Raw genomic sequence first — 15,780 nt, forward strand, 5'->3', positions numbered from 1 at the left:
CTTTTTTGGCGGTGAAACGGGGCATCCAGACGGGAGCCCGAGTTGACTCAGTATCTGATCATATAAATGGTGTATGCAAGAAATTTGGATCGGGAATACCCCGATGCGGTCGGAAAGGAAAACCATGACCTTTAGAGGGAGCTACACCGTCTGCGTGACCCCGTTCGACGCCGAAGGACGCGTCGATCTTGCGACGTTGCGGTCCTATGTGGACTGGCAGATTGCCGAGGGCGTGCACGGGCTGATCCCCTTGGGCTCGACCGGTGAATTCCTGTCGCTGACCCGCGAAGAGCGTAGTGCCGTGGCCGAAGCCGTCATCAGCCAGGCTGCGGGCCGGGTGCCCGTTCTGATCGGCACCGCCGCCGAATGGACCGACGAGGCCGTGTCGCTCAGCCGCGAGGCAGAGGGGCTGGGCGCCGATGGCGTGATGTTGGTGCCTCCCTATTATTCCTCGCCGACCGACGCGGAACTGATCGTGCATTTCACACGCGTAGCCGAGGCGCTGAGCATCCCGGTGATGCTGTACAACAACCCGTTCACTGCGAACGTGGACCTCTCCGCCGCTTTGGTCGGGCGGTTGTCCGAGGTCGACAACATTTCCTACATCAAGGACACATCGAAGAATGTGCACCGGGTCACCGAACTGCTCGAGGCGTGCAAGGGGCGGATGACGGTCTTTGCCGGCTATTACCCCTGGGAAAGCTACCTTGCGGGGGCCGAGGGCTATTCCTCGGTCATGTCGAACATCGCGCCAAAGCTATCCGCCGAGACCTTTGAGCGGACGGTCGACGGCTCTGGAGAGGGCCGCGACCTTTACCTCAGAAGCCTGCCGTTGATCAACGCCCTCGCGGGCGACCTCTACGTGTCCGCGACCAAGGCCGCGATGGCGATGGTGGGGCATTCGGCGGGCCAGCCCCGTCCGCCGCGCCTGCCGCTGCCTGCGGACAGGCAGGCGGACCTGCGGACCGTTTTGGGCACTCTCGGGCTAATCGCTGAGGCCTGAACCCCGGCCCCGCACGGGGCCGCAATATCCGACCCAACAGAGAGACAAGGATACAACAAATGAAACTTACCAATCTGACCCTTTGCTTTGCGCTGGGTGCGGCTGCACTGGCAGCCCCGGCCCACGCGCAGGACATCACGCTCAAGGCGAGCCACAATGCCAATGCGGACGAACCTTATGGTGTCGGCATGCGCAAGATGGCGGAAATCCTCGGAGAGAAATCCGGCGGCGTCGCCACCATCGAAGTTTATGACAATGCCACGCTGGGCGACGAGATGGAGAGCATCCAGGGCACGCAGATCGGCACCGTGGATATCGCGGTGACGGCAAATTCGACCCTGTCGAACTTTGTACCGGATCTGTCGGTGTTTTCGCTGCCGTTCCTGTTCACCGATGCCGCGCAAATGGACCGCGCGCTAAGCGACCCGGCGGTGATCAAAGAAATCCAGACCGCGCTGGACGGGCAAGGCTTTCATCTGCTGGCGATCTTTTCGGCGGGCACCCGCCACATCATGACTAAGAAGCCGATCGAGACGATGGAGGACATGGCCGGCCTCAAGATCCGCACCATGCAGAACCCGGCGCATGTGGACGCCTTTACCGCCTTTGGCGCGAACCCGACCCCGCTGGCCTATACCGAGCTTTACGGCGCGCTGGAGACTGGCGTTGTGGACGGCGCGGAAGCGGCCAACACCAACTTTTATTCGCAGAAGTTTTACGAGGTCGCGCCCGACTGGGCGGTGATCGGCTGGCTGGAACTGGTCGCCCCGGTGATCATGGGCAAGGCAGCCTTTGACGCCCTGCCGGAAGACGTGCAGACCGCACTTGACGCAGCCGGGATGGAAGCGGGCAAGATCCAGCGCAAGGCTTACCTCGATAGCGACAATGCGCGCTTTGCCGATCTGGAAAAGGTCGGGGTCACAATCACGCGTCCCGACGACACGCCGTTCCGCGAAGCCGCAGCTGCCGTCCAGCAGAAGTATCTGGAAACCGACGCGCAGAAGACGATCTTTGAGCTTTTGAAATCCGTCGAGTGATCGCCCTTTTGGCATGACAGGCCCGGCCGCGCCCACCGCGGCCGGGCAAACTTTCCGCAAAGGAATGCGTTTATGGTCCGTCTTCTGGAACGTCTCTGCCTCGTGCTGCGCCGCGTCGTGTCGGGTGCGGTGATCCTGCTGTTTTCGGTGATGATGACGGCGGTTCTGATGCAGGTCGGCGGGCGATATGTGTTCAATTACTCCATCGCCCAGGCGGCCGAGATCGCCACTTTCTGCCAGATCTGGCTGGTGCTTTTGGGCGGCGGCGTGGCCGTGGCGAGGGGGCAGCACGTCGCCATCGATATGGTGCCCGCGGCCCTACCGTTGCCCGCAGCGCGGGTGGCACTGGTTGCCATCGCGGCGGTCGGCATGGCCTTTCTGGCGACGCTGGCCTGGGGCAGTCTCCCGCTGATCCGAATGGGGGAATTCCAGACATCTCCGTCGCTGCGGATGCCGATGAAATATATGTACTTCTGCCTGCCTGCGGGTGCTGCCTACATGGGGCTTGAATTGCTGTTGTCTGTGCTGCAGCGCTGGGACGATCCGTTTCCACCGCCCGTCCCCGAAGACGCCGAGGAGGCACTCTGACATGCTGGTTATCGCTCTCTCCTTTGTCTTCCTGCTTGTCCTGGGTGTGCCCGTGGTGTTTGTTCTGGGCGCCTCGGCGGTCATTGCGCTGGTGACGACGACCGACGTGCCCGTGGCCATCGTCAGTCAGCGGGTCTTTGCGGGGCTGAATTCTTTCACGCTGATGGCGATTCCGTTCTTTGTCTTTGCGGGCGTGATCATGGATGCGGGCGGGATATCGCGCCGGATCGTCGATTTCGCATCGGCGTTGATCGGCTGGATGGTGGGGAGCCTCTATCAGGTGTCCTGTGTGGCCGCTGCCGGTCTTGCCGCGATTTCCGGGTCGGGATCGGCGGACACCGCAGCAATCTCGGCCATCATGCAGCCGCAGCTGCGCCGCCGGGGGTATGACGTGGATTTTGGGGCGGCGCTGATCGCCTGCGCCGGGTCCATCGCACAGGTGATCCCGCCAAGCCTGACCATGGTCATCCTTGCCGTGGTATCCAACGTGTCGATCGGCGCGCTGTTCATCGCCGGAGTGCTGCCGGGGCTGCTGTGCATCGTCATGCTGATGATCGTAGCCTACCTTCAGGCCCGCAAGGGCGGCGAGGTTTACCGCGAAACCGAGCCGTTCACCATTGCACGCCTGCGCCGCACCGGCTGGGCGGCCCTGCCTGCCGCCGGAATGCCGGTGCTGATTCTCGGCGGCATCCTCGGCGGGGTGTTCACACCGACCGAGGCCGCCGCCGTCTCGGGTTTTTACGGGCTGCTCGTCGGGCTGTTCGTCTATGGCGATCTCAAGGTGCGCCAACTGCCCAATCTGATCCTGCGCACCGCGTCACTGTCGGCGGCCGTCATGCTGATCATCGGCACAGCCGCGGTGTTTTCCTGGCTCATCGCCAATGCCAATGTGCCCAAGATGCTGGGCGAATGGATCACCAGTGTGTCCACCTCGCAGCTTGTGTTCCTGATCATCGCCAACCTGCTGTTCCTGTTCGTCGGCATGTTTCTGGAAACCATCGCAGCGATCCTGATCATCGTGCCGGTGCTTGCGCCCATCGCCGCGCAGATGGGGGTGGACCCGATCCACTTTTCGCTGCTTGTGATCCTGAACTGCGCCATCGGCACGGTCACACCGCCCTATGGTGTGTCGCTATTCGTCGCCTCCAGCGTGGCCGGGCGACCAGTGCTGGCTGTCTCGCGGCGATTGGTCTGGCCGCTTGCCGGACTGTTCACGATCCTCATCGCCGTTACCTTCATCCCTGACCTGTCGCTGTTCCTGCCGCGTCTTGTCGGGCTTATCGACTGACCACAATGACCAAAGGAAAGACCACAATGCTCAAGATCACCATCGCCGGAATCGTGTTCGACGCGCAGTTCGAAGAAGACAAGGCGCCCAAAACTGTCGCTGCCTTCCGCGCGCAGTTGCCCTACACCAGCAAGGTCGTTCACGTCCGCTGGAGCGGCGAAGGCGTCTGGATCCCGCTGGGCGAAACGGATTTCGGCGTTGACTACGAGAACCACACTAGCTTTCCCGCGCCGGGGCAGTTCATCCTCTATCCCGGCGGCATTTCCGAAACCGAGATCCTGCTGGCCTATGGCGGGGTTCATTTTGCCTCCAAGATGGGGCAGCTTGCGGGCAATCATTTCATTACGCTGACCTCGAATCTGGACGCTCTGGCCGAGATCGGGCCGAAGGTGCTCTGGGAGGGTGCGCAGGAAATCCACTTCGAAGAGGTCTGAGGACGGGCTATGTCGGATGCGTTGCCCGACAACCGGATCAGTTACGGCGCCCGGCTGCGCCAGCTTGCCGCCATGCGGGGCGGGGCAGAGGCCGTGCGCTTTCTGCCCGCCGGGGGCGATGCCGTCTCTCTGAGTTGGGCGGCGCTGGATTTGTTGGTGGACCGCTACGCACGCGGCCTCATGGCGCGCGGGGTGGGGCAGGGCGATGTGGTCGCCTTTGCGCTTGGCAACGTGCCGGCGCATCTGGCGCTGGCGCTTGCGGTCTGGCGGGTGGGGGCAACGACGATGGTTCTGGATTCGGGAATGAACCCGGCCACCGTTGCGGCGATGAAGGCGCGCAGCGGCGCGCGGCTGGTGATTGGCGCAACGCCGGGGGCAGGGGATCTGGACATTGAGGCCTTTGAGGCCGAATCCGCTGCGCTGCCCGAAACGCCCGTCCCTGATCGCACAGCTTGCCCCGGCAAGATCGTGTTGTCAGGCGGCTCGACTGGCCTACCCAAGATGATGGCGGACGATCTGCCCTTTGTCCGGACGCCCGGTGCAAGCTGGGGACGTATCGCGCCCAGACTTGGCTTTCGCTGTGATCAGACACAGCTGGTCTGTGGAGCGATGTCGCACAATGCGCCCTTCACCTGGGCGCAGAATGGGTTGTTTGAGGGCAACCGGCTTGTTCTCATGGAGCGGTTCGACGCGGCCCGTGCACTGCGGGCGATCGACACGCACCGCGTTGGTTTTGCCATGCTGGTGCCGACGATGATGGTGCGGATGCTGGATGCGCTTCCCGGCAGCGGCGCGACCCTGAACAGTTTGCACGCGCTCTATCACACAGGCGCGCCCTGTGCGTCCTGGCTGAAACAGGCCTGGATCGACGTGCTAGGGCCGGACCGCGTGACCGAGATGTACGGTTCGGGCGAGAATACCGGACAGACCACGATCACCGGCGCGGAATGGCTGACGCATCGCGGCTCGGTCGGGCGTGGGTTCGAGACAGCAATCCGCATCTACGGCCCAGAGGGGGCGCCGCAACCTGCAGGGGCAGCGGGCGAAATCTTCATGCGGCCCGATGATCTGGGCGGGCGGGCGCGCTACCGTGGCCCCGATGCGCCGGAACCGCAGCGCGACGAGGAGGGATTTCAAAGCATCGGTGATCTTGGATGGTTGGACGACGATGGTTTTCTGTATCTAGGCGGACGGCGGGACGACGTTATCAACACCGGTGGGGTCAAGGTGCACCCCGAGACTGTCGAGGCGGCGCTGCTGCAGCATCCGGATGTCACCGATGCCGTGGTCTTTGGCATGCCGGACCGCGACTGGGGCGAAAGGGTCGTGGCCTGCGTGGTTCTGCACGCCGAGGTGACGTCAGAGGTGCTACAGGGCTTTTGCGCCGCGCGTCTGGCCCCGGCACAAGTGCCGAAAGTTGTGCGGATCTGTGACGCTCTGCCGCGGGATGGCTTTGGCAAGATCCGGCGCAAGGCGATGCAGGCGGCCTTTTCCTGACTGGAACCGACCACTGCGTGCCAATCGGCACGCAATCCTGCCCCCAGGCTGCGTGCCAAAATAACCCCCGATCGTGCGCACGGGTCGCTGACCCATGTCGAGATCCTATCCAGACCTCACCACAATGACGCGTTCGGCCAACGGACCCTCAATATCACGCAGGCTGAGCGCAAAACGATGATACGCCCAGACTGTGGTGGTAGTTGAGACAACACGTTGACGACGCGGCTATTCCATCTCCTGCACGACCCGGTCCAGCCAGGCAGGAGGGGCGCCGTGAAAACCGCCGTCAAGCGCGCTGTGACAGCGGCAGCTGCGGACCGGCGACAGGGTGGCGCAGGTCTAGCATCACAAGGTCAGCCTGAAATCCGGGGGCGAGGCGGCCAATTTCATCGTCCCAGCCCAGCACCTTGGCGCCCTCGTGGGCGGTCATGGAAAAGGCATCTCTGGCCAACAGGGCGTGACTGTCCAGCGTGTGCAGCCGTTGCGCAACATTTCCAGCACGGCCAGCGTGCAACCCCGGCGGTTGCCCGACGAGCGATATCACAAGGCTGATGCTATCCAGCACCGTACCGCGAAACGCCGCAGCAAGGATGCCAAGGGGCACCGCGATAATGATCGACAAAGCCAACGCGCTGCCGCTGAGGGCAAGCGTCGCCGAAGCCCGGTCAAGCACCAGACCCATGGCCGGTTCACCATAGCGCAGGGACATGCCGAAATCGCCCTGCAGCGCCTTACCCCGAAAACCGATGTATTGCTCAGGCAACCCGCCTTAAGGTGACGCCAAGCTGTGAACTCGGTACCGCGATCAAATGTGATCGAGCTACGTGCATTTTCGGGCAGGACTTACAGGCTTTCGATCAGACGTTCCATCACTGGCTTTGACTGTCGATCCGGGTTCTTCGGCACAACCGCAAACCGATTGACGCGTTCAATCAGTGTCGCGACATTGGCGTTGCTCTGCGCCCGCTCAAAGATCATCAAATCTCCCTCCCAATTGCCGAACTGGCTGCGATCGTTGATCTCTTCGGGTCGGGTGTGGATGCTTGTTTCCAAGGGGAACACACGGTCACGCGCCCTGGACTTGTCGCGATTTAGTTCCGGTCTCTTTCGAGCGATATTCGCAATGAAGGAGACACAAATTGGCACCAAGATACAGCGACGAGTTCAGACGTGATGCGGTTCGCATTGCAACAAGCAGTGGACTGACGCGACCTCAGATTGCGTCTGATTTAGGGGTTGGTGTTTCGACACTGAACAAGTGGGTTCAACACCATCAGAATGATGACCTGATGTCCGGCCCGCATGAGGATGTGGAGAAGGAGAACGCCCGCCTTCGCAAAGAGAACCGGCTACTCCGCGAGGAGAGGGAAGTGTTAAAGAAGGCGACGATCTTCTTCGCAGGCCAAAAGGCGTGAGGTTTGCCTTTATCGACACCTGGAAGAAGATCTGGCCCATTGAGTTTCTATGCCGCGTTTTGCGGGTAACTTCCCGTGGGTTTCGCGCCTGGAAGATCCGCCCTATCAGCCGAAGCCAGCGAGATGACATGGTGCTGTTGGCCCATATCAGAGAACAACACCGCCTTAGCCTGCAAAGCTACGGCCGACCTCGCATGACGGAGGAACTGCGCGATCTCGGTCTTGTTGTCGGGCACCGCCGGGTAGGCCGGTTGATGCGTGAGAACGCGATCAAGGTTATTCGAACCCGTAAACATAAAGTCACGACTAACAGCAATCACGCCTTCAATGTCGCCCCCAACTTTCTTGATCAGGACTTCTCTGCTGATGGCCCAAACCAAAAATGGGCAGGGGACATTTCCTACATCTGGACGAGCGAGGGATGGCTGTATTTGGCCGTGATCATCGATCTTTACTCCCGCCGGGTCATTGGCTGGGCGGTCAGTAACCGGATGAAGCGGGACCTGGCCATCAAGGCATTAGACATGGCAGTAGGGCTGCGAAAGCCACCCAAAGGCTGTATCCATCATACGGATCGTGGCTCTCAATACTGTTCAGGTGACTATCAGAAAAGTCTGAAGCAGCATGGATTTCTGGTCTCAATGAGCGGCAAGGGAAATTGTTATGACAATTCCATGGTCGAGACCTTCTTCAAATCTCTGAAAGCCGAACTGATCTGGCGTCAGAAATGGGCGACCCGCAGACAAGCAGAAGGAGCAATATTCCAATACATCAATGGGTTCTACAACCCGCGAAGACGGCATTCATCCCTTGGCGGGAAAAGTCCCTTGGCTTTCGAGAGACGGCCTCCTAACATGAGCTGAGAGACCGGAACTTTTGCGTGGCAAGTCCATCCCGCCAGTCGAGTGCAGGATGCCTCACGTTCTTTCGGTTGATCCGAGGGAGCTGCGCCTTGACCAGATTTTTCACGTCGCTCAGGTGCGTCTGCTCCCGCCCCTTGGCGTGAACCATGACAAGGTTCAGCCGGTCCAAGGCCTTGCGGCCAACGTCTTGATGGTAGATCGGGCGGATTACCTCGACAAGATCATCGAGGGACAGTTCCGCAATCGGACGCCCCCCAATCTTCGGAAAAACGTGCGTCTGGAGTGGGCTGAGCCATCGCCCTGCTTCGCCGTCACCTTTCAGCCCCACCTTGTTAAGCTCGAAGAACTCGAAGGTCATTTCTTTGAAAGTCTTCGACCGGATCGGCTTGGCCCAGAGCGAGCGGGGATCACCACCATCAGCTACCAGCCTCCGGCATTCAACGGCCTTCTCTCTTGCCCGTTTCAAGCCGACGGCACCTGCAGCTTCTCCGCGCGATAGATGCGCCTGACCTTCTTGTGGTTCACCTCAAAGCCCTCCCGCGCAATCATCACATGGATACGGCGGCAACCAAACCGACGCCGTTCACGAGACACGCGCTTGATTGCATCTCGCAGTTCGGCATCATCACAACGACGCGACAGATACCGCACCGATGACCGATCAATCTGCAGCACATCACACGCCCGTCGCTGGCTCACACCGTGCGCTTCGCACGGGTGAACCACCGCATTCCGCTTTGCCACGGGCGTCACCTTTTTTTTGAATTGATGTCTCGCAGCATCGCGTTGTCCAACATCTGTTCTGCCAACAGCCTCTTCACCTTGCTGTTCTCGTCCTCTAAAGCCCGCAATCGCTTGGCGTCAGAAGGGTCTGCACTTGCCCCCAACCTTGGACCACCTGGGTCTAGAGATTTCCGGCTTTCGTCAGATCGGTGGGCTGGTTTCACCTTCTGATTTTACGAGCATGATCGGTGACTTGTTTCCGATCGCGCTGTGGGGCCGTTCTTCGTTGTAGTATCTACGCCAAGTCTCCACCTTTTCTGCCGCATCCGCAAGGCTCAAGAACCAATGCGCGTTCAAACATTCCTGGCGAAACTTACCGTTGAAGGCCTCGATGAAGGCGTTGTCTGTCGGTTTTCCTGGCCTGCTAAAATCCAAAACCACGCCCCGATGATAAGCCCACAGATCCAGATCCCGAGAGATAAATTCCGGCCCATTATCGACTCGAATGGTCTTAGGATACCCAATCTTGGCACAAGCCAGATCAAGAGATTTAACCACATCCTCACCGCGATAATTGAACCTTACGTCTAGAATTGGCACATAGCGCGAGAACGTATCGACGACGGTCAAAACGCGCAATTTGCGGCCTGTGGCGAGTTGATCATGCACAAAATCCATTGCCCAGACGTCGTTATTCTTCACAGCTTCTGTGCGAGCATCCCGCAGCTTCGCTTTCACGCGACGTTTCGGTGTCTTGTTGCGCAGTTGAAGACCCATCTCCTTGTAAATACGATATGTTTTTTTAGCGTTCACTGGCCAACCCTCACGCTGCAACACAAAATGGACGCGCCGATATCCATATCGAACGCGTGTCTCACAAATCTCCTTAATGCGCTTTTTCAACGCGGCCGGATCGGTGCGGCGGGATTTGTAATGATAGGTCGAGCAATCAAACCGCAAAGCACCACATGCCTTTCGGATCGACACACGCCAATCAGACCGCATCCCATCGACAAGCTCACGCTTTCGATCCGGCCTTAGAGCTTTCGCTTGATAACGTCCTGCAACATCTCACGATCCAACGTCAGATCAGCGACAATCCGTTTCAAACGGTTGTTCTCGTCTTCCAGATCACGCAACCGGCGCATCTCTGACGGCATCAGCCCCTCATACTTTTTCTTCCAGTTGAAATACGTCGCCGGACTTATCCCGGACTTGCGGCAAATCTCCGCAACCGTCGTGCCCTCATTACCTTGCTTAACAATAAACGCCTTTTGGGCGTCCGTGAATTTGGATGCTTTCATCGCGTCCACTCCTTTTCCAGCCAGGAAAGTAGCAGTCGGAAACTCTAATTCAAAATGGTCCAGTTTTTAGGGGGCAGGTCATGAGTAAAGCTTGTTCATCGGCGATTCTCAATCGCTACGTATGTCACACGCGTCGAGGGAACACTGTGGGTTTCTCACATTCAGCCTTGCAACCCCTGCACCGTTCGCTGTAGAGCGGCTGTCGGAGAGGTGGCCGAGTGGTCGAAGGCGCACGCCTGGAAAGTGTGTAGGCGGGGAACCGTCTCGAGGGTTCGAATCCCTTCCTCTCCGCCACACCACAATATTGAACGGTTTTAATGGGTCGCCTTCGGTGGCCCTTTTCTTTTGTTTGCAGCGGTTTGTCGGGTTTCATCGTGATGCTGGATTTCTTTCGATTGCTCCTGTATCGTTTCCTTGAGTGGTATGGAACGTGGTATAGATCATGGCGGCGCTATCGGGAAAGCTGACACGGAAGCTGGTCGAGAATCTTGGGCCGGGGCGGCATGGCGACGGGAACGGGCTTTATCTCGTAGTCGATCCGTCAGGGGCGCGGCGCTGGATCGTACGGGTGGTGGTCAAAGGGCAGAAGAACAAGAAGGGTGCGCCGCTGCGGACGGACTTTGGTCTGGGCGGTGCGGATATCGTCACTTTGCATCAGGCGCGGGACCGGGCGCTGGAATATCGGCGCATGGCCAAGCAGGGGCTGAACCCGCGTTTCAACGCACGGCAGGACATCCCGACCTTGGAGGAAGTGGCGCAACAGGTCCATATCGACCGGATGCCCACGTGGAAGAACGCCAAGCATGGTCAGCAATGGATCAACACCCTGCGCGACTATGCTTTCCCCAAGATCGGGCGGATGCCGGTCGACAGTGTTGGCCAGCCGGAAGTCCTGATGTGCCTGTCCCCGATCTGGACGGACAAGCACGAAACTGCCAAGCGGTTGGCGCAACGGATCAAGACAGTGCTGGACGTGGCGCGATCCAAGGGACTTCGGTCTGGCGAAAACCCCGTGACGGCGATCAAGGAAGCGCGGGCGTTGCCCGTCGTCAAGGCAAAGCCAAAGCACCACGGCGCGATGCGTTGGCAAGACGTGCCTGTGCTTTATGCCGATCTGGCGACGCGGAAGGCGATGGCGGCAAAGGCGCTGATGTTCACCTGCCTGACCGGATCGCGCACGGGTGAGGTGCTGGGGATGCGCTGGTCAGAGGTCGACATTGACTCGCTCCTCTGGACCTGTCCGGCAGAGCGGATGAAGATGGGCGAAGATCACCGGATTCCGCTAACCGACGCAATGCTGGCAATCATCGAACCGCTGCGGGAGCTACAGTCGGAGTATGTCTTCGAGGGGCAGAAACGGCACAAACCTCTGTCCAATATGTCGATGCTGATGCTTTTGCGACGGATGGAGGTCGAGGGCGTCACAGTCCACGGCTTCCGCTCGACTTTCCGCGATTGGGCCTCTGAACAAGCCAATGTGCCGCGCGAAGTGGCGGAACTGAGTTTGGCGAACAAGGTCGGGTCGAACGTGGAACGGGCCTATGCGCGGTCTGATCTGCTTGAAAAGCGGCGCAGTTTGATGGAGCGGTGGTCACGATTCATAGCAGGATCGGACGGGATCGTTGTTCGGCTGCATCAGGTGGGCGATCCGCAGTAAAATGAAATGCCAAAAGGTCCGCCTTTCTGAGCCTTACGACAACATCCCAGCACCGAAAATAGTTGAGAGCAAACGATTGAAGGTTCAAAAGGTCACGACTATCGTACCTTATGGTTGATGCTCCGAGTACGTCAGAACAGATCGATGAGCTACTCCCCAATTGTTGGACAGGACTTGGCGTAAATTAAGCTACTCTTTGCTCCTGCTGATCGGGTTGGGTTGTTTCATTTCGCTGCCTATAGACCACGGCCGGTGGTTTGCCGCCAAGGGAAGAGTGTGGTCGCTTGTGGTTGTAAAACTCCATCCATTTCCCGATCCCGGCCCTGGCCTCTGATCCGGTCTCCCAAGCATGCAAATAGACGCACTCGTATTTCATCGACCGCCACAGCCGCTCCACGAAGATGTTGTCGAGGAACCGGCCTTTGCCGTCCATGGAGATGCGGATGGTTGATCTGCGCAGCCGGTCGGTCCAGGCAAAGGACGTGAACTGAGAGCCTTGGTCAGTGTTCATGATCTCAGGAGGCCCGAACTTGTGGATGGCCTCGTTCAGGGCTGCGACGCAGAAGTCTGCCTCCAGCGTGTTCGAGATGCGCCACGCCAGAACCTTGCGTGTGTGCCAATCCATGATGGCGACCAAATAGAGGAAGCCACGTCGCATCGACAGATATGTGATGTCGGCGCACCAAACCTGGTTGGGCCGATCCACGCGCAAGCCGCGCAATAGATAGGGGTAAATCTTGTGCCCCTTCGCCGCTTTGCTGGTGTTGGGTTTCTGGTAAATCGGCATGAGGCCCATCAGCCGCATCAAGCGCCGGATGCGTTTCTCGTTCACGAGGTGGTCTTCATTACGCAGATGCCACGGGTAATCCCCCCATTTTTAACGTGGTGCATTCGTAGAACTTACGCGGCCATTTTCAGTTTCTGGGCGGGTGTGATGCCGCCGATGGCCATGTTCGGGCGGTCGTTGTTGTAAGTCCAGAGCCATTGTGTGGCGTGATCTTGGGCCTCCTCGACAGTTTCGATGATGTATTGGTCCAGCCATTCATGTCGGACGGTGCGGTTGTAACGCTCGATGTAGGCGTTCTGCTGCGGCTGACCGGGTTGGACTTGTCGCGATTTAGTTCCGGTCTCTTTCGAGCGATATTCGCAATGAAGGAGACACAAATTGGCACCAAGATACAGCGACGAGTTCAGACGTGATGCGGTTCGCATTGCAACAAGCAGTGGACTGACGCGACCTCAGATTGCGTCTGATTTAGGGGTTGGTGTTTCGACACTGAACAAGTGGGTTCAACACCATCAGAATGATGACCTGATGTCCGGCCCGCATGAGGATGTGGAGAAGGAGAACGCCCGCCTTCGCAAAGAGAACCGGCTACTCCGCGAGGAGAGGGAAGTGTTAAAGAAGGCGACGATCTTCTTCGCAGGCCAAAAGGCGTGAGGTTTGCCTTTATCGACACCTGGAAGAAGATCTGGCCCATTGAGTTTCTATGCCGCGTTTTGCGGGTAACTTCCCGTGGGTTTCGCGCCTGGAAGATCCGCCCTATCAGCCGAAGCCAGCGAGATGACATGGTGCTGTTGGCCCATATCAGAGAACAACACCGCCTTAGCCTGCAAAGCTACGGCCGACCTCGCATGACGGAGGAACTGCGCGATCTCGGTCTTGTTGTCGGGCACCGCCGGGTAGGCCGGTTGATGCGTGAGAACGCGATCAAGGTTATTCGAACCCGTAAACATAAAGTCACGACTAACAGCAATCACGCCTTCAATGTCGCCCCCAACTTTCTTGATCAGGACTTCTCTGCTGATGGCCCAAACCAAAAATGGGCAGGGGACATTTCCTACATCTGGACGAGCGAGGGATGGCTGTATTTGGCAGTGATCATCGATCTTTACTCCCGCCGGGTCATTGGCTGGGCGGTCAGTAACCGGATGAAGCGGGACCTGGCCATCAAGGCATTAGACATGGCAGTAGGGCTGCGAAAGCCACCCAAAGGCTGTATCCATCATACGGATCGTGGCTCTCAATACTGTTCAGGTGACTATCAGAAAAGTCTGAAGCAGCATGGATTTCTGGTCTCAATGAGCGGCAAGGGAAATTGTTATGACAATTCCATGGTCGAGACCTTCTTCAAATCTCTGAAAGCCGAACTGATCTGGCGTCAGAAATGGGCGACCCGCAGACAAGCAGAAGGAGCAATATTCCAATACATCAATGGGTTCTACAACCCGCGAAGACGGCATTCATCCCTTGGCGGGAAAAGTCCCTTGGCTTTCGAGAGACGGGCTGCCTAACATGAGCTGAGAGACCGGAACTTTTGCGTGGCAAGTCCACCATCGACGGCGGCTTCGTCGTCGGCATGCGCGCCATGCCAGGTAACCCATACGACGGGCACACCCTGGCCGAGGCTCTTGAGCAGGTCGAGACGCTCACGGACCGCCGCCCGGACCTCGCCGTCGTGGACCGCGGCTACCGTGGACACGGTGTCGGAACAACCCATGTGTTGATCTCCGGAATGCGTCGCGGGCTGACGGATGGGCTGAAAGCGCAGCTCCGAAGGCGCAGTGCGATCGAGCCGGAGATCGGCCACATGAAGACCGATGGCCGCCTCGCGCGCTGCCCTCTCAAAGGGACCAAGGGCGATGCGCTCTTCGCTGTCCTGTGCGGCTGCGGGCACAACATCCGCAAGATCCTGGCCCGCCTGAGGGCCCGTTTGGTCCTGTTGTTCGAGGGCCTGTCACGGGCGCAGCGCGCGATCAACGCCTTCACCGTCCGATCAATAGCACTGCAAATCGCCGCGTAGGTGTTGTTCAACGTCGACTAAATTAGCGGACACAATGGGGAGCAGGTAAGCACCTGTTGCCTCATCTGCTCCAACAGCGTCCGCGCGATCAGTAGATTGGTAGCGCCACGGTATAGGCGGAGCATACGGCACGCGCGAATGCCGCGATGTGATGGCGGAGCGTCTACAGTCATCCCTCCGCGCAAGAATGCCTGACCTTAGAAGGCGACATGCTGTTGCCGTCGCCGGGAACGACGCGCTCCGCGCATCGTAATGCTGAGCCGATCAAGCGAAGGGCACACGCCTAAAATGTCCGTTGGCTGCAATCCATACGATAATCGACGCCGTTGATTTTTCAACGGCGTCGATTGGGTTTTATAAATTTGGAGCGCATCAAGTTTTATTGGGGTGCAAGAAACTTCAGGTCGCGCCAATTCACTCACTACTTCACGAAAACACGGTTCACTCTTTACGTACACGCGACTTGTTTGCGTCTACATAGATACATTAGCATACCTAATTCAGCATTAGCAAGACAATTATTGCACGCTAAGCAAGAAATCTTGAAGCAGAAAATTTCCTATTTTTCTACGCAATTTCAATATTATACAAGATAATCCCTGCGATGGAGAGCCGACTGACAGGTCGCGTCAGGCGTGTAAATTGTGAATCAGTGGCTCCAGATGCCGCCGCCGGGCGAAGATGCGGCATTCCCACAAAACCCGTCTCTTGAGCCACTTTCAGATGACGTATCTGCCAATATTCGTTGCGCGATGCGCCCGCTGTTGCCATTGGCGCTGTAAACCCTTCAGCACTTGGGGACGGCATCACGGGTTGGCGCCCGTCATGATATTTTCCATGACGGGCGGTGCTGCAGAAGTCTGTTTGAATTCGCGAAAGCCCCTTGCCCGGATTCTTCATGCCGCGCGGACGACCTCAGCGGTGCCGATTGCATTGAAGCCGACCATGCGTGCGGCATGGGTTCTTGCGGTTTGGCGGTCGGAGTCTCGTGGCGCGATCCGTTCTCAGAACGCATTGAGACATCGCATCCTGACCTCTATCGGCCGTTTGACCTCAGAGGCCGACCAGTTGCAACCCAACCGTTGTGTCGCCCTGAGGATGTTGTTGCCGACTTAGGGGGTTAGGCCTGCTCATGCGGCAGGTCTAACGCCATGGTTTCGCGAT

15 protein-coding genes, 1 tRNA gene and 3 pseudogenes are annotated in these 15,780 nt (G+C 58.6%); 11 read left to right on the forward strand and 8 right to left on the reverse strand.

Annotation, left to right across the window (positions count from 1 at the left end; translation table 11 throughout):
- Nucleotides 1–124 precede the first annotated feature (124 nt).
- The 6 genes from IMCC21224_RS19630 to IMCC21224_RS19655 all read left to right on the forward strand — a co-directional run bounded on the left by IMCC21224_RS19630 (nucleotide 125) and on the right by IMCC21224_RS19655 (nucleotide 5,847).
- Nucleotides 125–1,003 carry a dihydrodipicolinate synthase family protein gene (locus tag IMCC21224_RS19630; RefSeq protein ID WP_047997311.1) on the forward strand — a complete coding sequence of 293 codons (879 nt, stop codon included), beginning with the start codon at nucleotides 125–127 and terminating at the stop codon, nucleotides 1,001–1,003.
- A gap of 59 nt (nucleotides 1,004–1,062) precedes the next feature.
- On the forward strand, nucleotides 1,063–2,040 hold the full coding sequence (locus IMCC21224_RS19635) for a TRAP transporter substrate-binding protein (RefSeq protein ID WP_047997312.1): 978 nt from the start codon (nucleotides 1,063–1,065) through the stop codon (nucleotides 2,038–2,040).
- 72 nt (nucleotides 2,041–2,112) lie between these two features.
- Nucleotides 2,113–2,628: a TRAP transporter small permease gene (locus tag IMCC21224_RS19640; RefSeq protein ID WP_047997313.1), complete on the forward strand. Its 516-nt coding sequence runs from the start codon at nucleotides 2,113–2,115 to the stop codon at nucleotides 2,626–2,628.
- A 1-nt stretch (nucleotide 2,629) separates the two neighbouring features.
- The gene (locus IMCC21224_RS19645; RefSeq protein ID WP_047997314.1) at nucleotides 2,630–3,916 is read left to right on the forward strand and encodes a TRAP transporter large permease; all 1,287 of its coding nucleotides are present in this window, start codon (nucleotides 2,630–2,632) and stop codon (nucleotides 3,914–3,916) included.
- Between the two features lie 26 nt (nucleotides 3,917–3,942).
- The gene (locus IMCC21224_RS19650) at nucleotides 3,943–4,350 is read left to right on the forward strand and encodes a DUF3830 family protein (protein ID WP_047997315.1); all 408 of its coding nucleotides are present in this window, start codon (nucleotides 3,943–3,945) and stop codon (nucleotides 4,348–4,350) included.
- A 9-nt stretch (nucleotides 4,351–4,359) separates the two neighbouring features.
- Nucleotides 4,360–5,847: an AMP-binding protein gene (locus tag IMCC21224_RS19655; protein WP_047997316.1), complete on the forward strand. Its 1,488-nt coding sequence runs from the start codon at nucleotides 4,360–4,362 to the stop codon at nucleotides 5,845–5,847.
- Nucleotides 5,848–6,136: 289 nt separating this feature from the next.
- Here the strand turns inward: IMCC21224_RS19655 and IMCC21224_RS19660 are convergent, their stop codons facing one another.
- On the reverse strand, nucleotides 6,137–6,559 hold the full coding sequence (locus tag IMCC21224_RS19660; RefSeq protein WP_047997317.1) for an amidohydrolase family protein: 423 nt from the start codon (nucleotides 6,557–6,559) through the stop codon (nucleotides 6,137–6,139).
- Between the two features lie 134 nt (nucleotides 6,560–6,693).
- Nucleotides 6,694–6,903: a hypothetical protein gene (locus IMCC21224_RS19665; RefSeq protein ID WP_156178370.1), complete on the reverse strand. Its 210-nt coding sequence runs from the start codon at nucleotides 6,901–6,903 to the stop codon at nucleotides 6,694–6,696.
- Between the two features lie 86 nt (nucleotides 6,904–6,989).
- On the opposite strand from IMCC21224_RS19665, the gene IMCC21224_RS19675 reads away from it, so the two are divergent.
- Nucleotides 6,990–8,128 (forward strand): IS3 family transposase gene (locus IMCC21224_RS19675; protein ID WP_156178119.1). Its coding sequence is split into 2 segments (ribosomal slippage): nucleotides 6,990–7,230 and nucleotides 7,230–8,128, totalling 1,140 coding nucleotides; the frame shifts between segments, so codons are not numbered across the junction.
- Here the strand turns inward: IMCC21224_RS19675 and IMCC21224_RS19680 are convergent.
- The 3 genes from IMCC21224_RS19680 to IMCC21224_RS19690 all read right to left on the reverse strand — a co-directional run bounded on the left by IMCC21224_RS19680 (nucleotide 8,115) and on the right by IMCC21224_RS19690 (nucleotide 10,155).
- Nucleotides 8,115–8,594 carry a hypothetical protein gene (locus tag IMCC21224_RS19680; protein WP_156178371.1) on the reverse strand — a complete coding sequence of 160 codons (480 nt, stop codon included), beginning with the start codon at nucleotides 8,592–8,594 and terminating at the stop codon, nucleotides 8,115–8,117. The genes IMCC21224_RS19675 and IMCC21224_RS19680 overlap by 14 nt on opposite strands.
- Nucleotides 8,591–8,872: an IS3 family transposase gene (locus IMCC21224_RS27300; protein ID WP_197089255.1), complete on the reverse strand. Its 282-nt coding sequence runs from the start codon at nucleotides 8,870–8,872 to the stop codon at nucleotides 8,591–8,593. The genes IMCC21224_RS19680 and IMCC21224_RS27300 overlap by 4 nt, the downstream gene beginning before the upstream one ends.
- A gap of 180 nt (nucleotides 8,873–9,052) precedes the next feature.
- Nucleotides 9,053–10,155, reverse strand: a protein-coding gene (locus IMCC21224_RS19690) for an IS3 family transposase (protein WP_156178069.1) whose coding sequence is annotated in 2 segments (ribosomal slippage) — nucleotides 9,053–9,894 and nucleotides 9,894–10,155 — 1,104 coding nt in all. Because the reading frame shifts where the segments join, the coding sequence is not laid out codon by codon here.
- A 204-nt stretch (nucleotides 10,156–10,359) separates the two neighbouring features.
- On the opposite strand from IMCC21224_RS19690, the gene IMCC21224_RS19700 reads away from it, so the two are divergent.
- Nucleotides 10,360–10,449, forward strand: a tRNA-Ser gene (locus IMCC21224_RS19700).
- A gap of 148 nt (nucleotides 10,450–10,597) precedes the next feature.
- Nucleotides 10,598–11,812 carry a site-specific integrase gene (locus tag IMCC21224_RS19705; RefSeq protein WP_047997319.1) on the forward strand — a complete coding sequence of 405 codons (1,215 nt, stop codon included), beginning with the start codon at nucleotides 10,598–10,600 and terminating at the stop codon, nucleotides 11,810–11,812.
- Nucleotides 11,813–11,996: 184 nt separating this feature from the next.
- Here the strand turns inward: IMCC21224_RS19705 and IMCC21224_RS19710 are convergent.
- Nucleotides 11,997–12,668, reverse strand: a pseudogene (locus IMCC21224_RS19710) (IS3 family transposase); the annotation flags it as partial.
- Between the two features lie 44 nt (nucleotides 12,669–12,712).
- Nucleotides 12,713–12,919: pseudogene (locus IMCC21224_RS19715) on the reverse strand (transposase); the annotation flags it as partial.
- A gap of 58 nt (nucleotides 12,920–12,977) precedes the next feature.
- Here IMCC21224_RS19715 and IMCC21224_RS19725 point away from each other — a divergent pair.
- Nucleotides 12,978–14,107, forward strand: a protein-coding gene (locus IMCC21224_RS19725) for an IS3 family transposase (RefSeq protein ID WP_156178107.1) whose coding sequence is annotated in 2 segments (ribosomal slippage) — nucleotides 12,978–13,218 and nucleotides 13,218–14,107 — 1,131 coding nt in all. Because the reading frame shifts where the segments join, the coding sequence is not laid out codon by codon here.
- A gap of 35 nt (nucleotides 14,108–14,142) precedes the next feature.
- Nucleotides 14,143–14,616: pseudogene (locus IMCC21224_RS19730) on the forward strand (IS5/IS1182 family transposase); the annotation flags it as partial.
- Nucleotides 14,617–15,183: 567 nt separating this feature from the next.
- Here the strand turns inward: IMCC21224_RS19730 and IMCC21224_RS27950 are convergent.
- A complete protein-coding gene (locus IMCC21224_RS27950; protein ID WP_156178373.1) occupies nucleotides 15,184–15,516 on the reverse strand; it encodes a hypothetical protein in 333 nt (110 codons plus the stop codon).
- Nucleotides 15,517–15,780 lie beyond the last annotated feature (264 nt).

It is taken from the genome of Puniceibacterium sp. IMCC21224, assembly GCF_001038505.1.
In the GTDB taxonomy this organism is placed as follows: domain Bacteria; phylum Pseudomonadota; class Alphaproteobacteria; order Rhodobacterales; family Rhodobacteraceae; genus Puniceibacterium.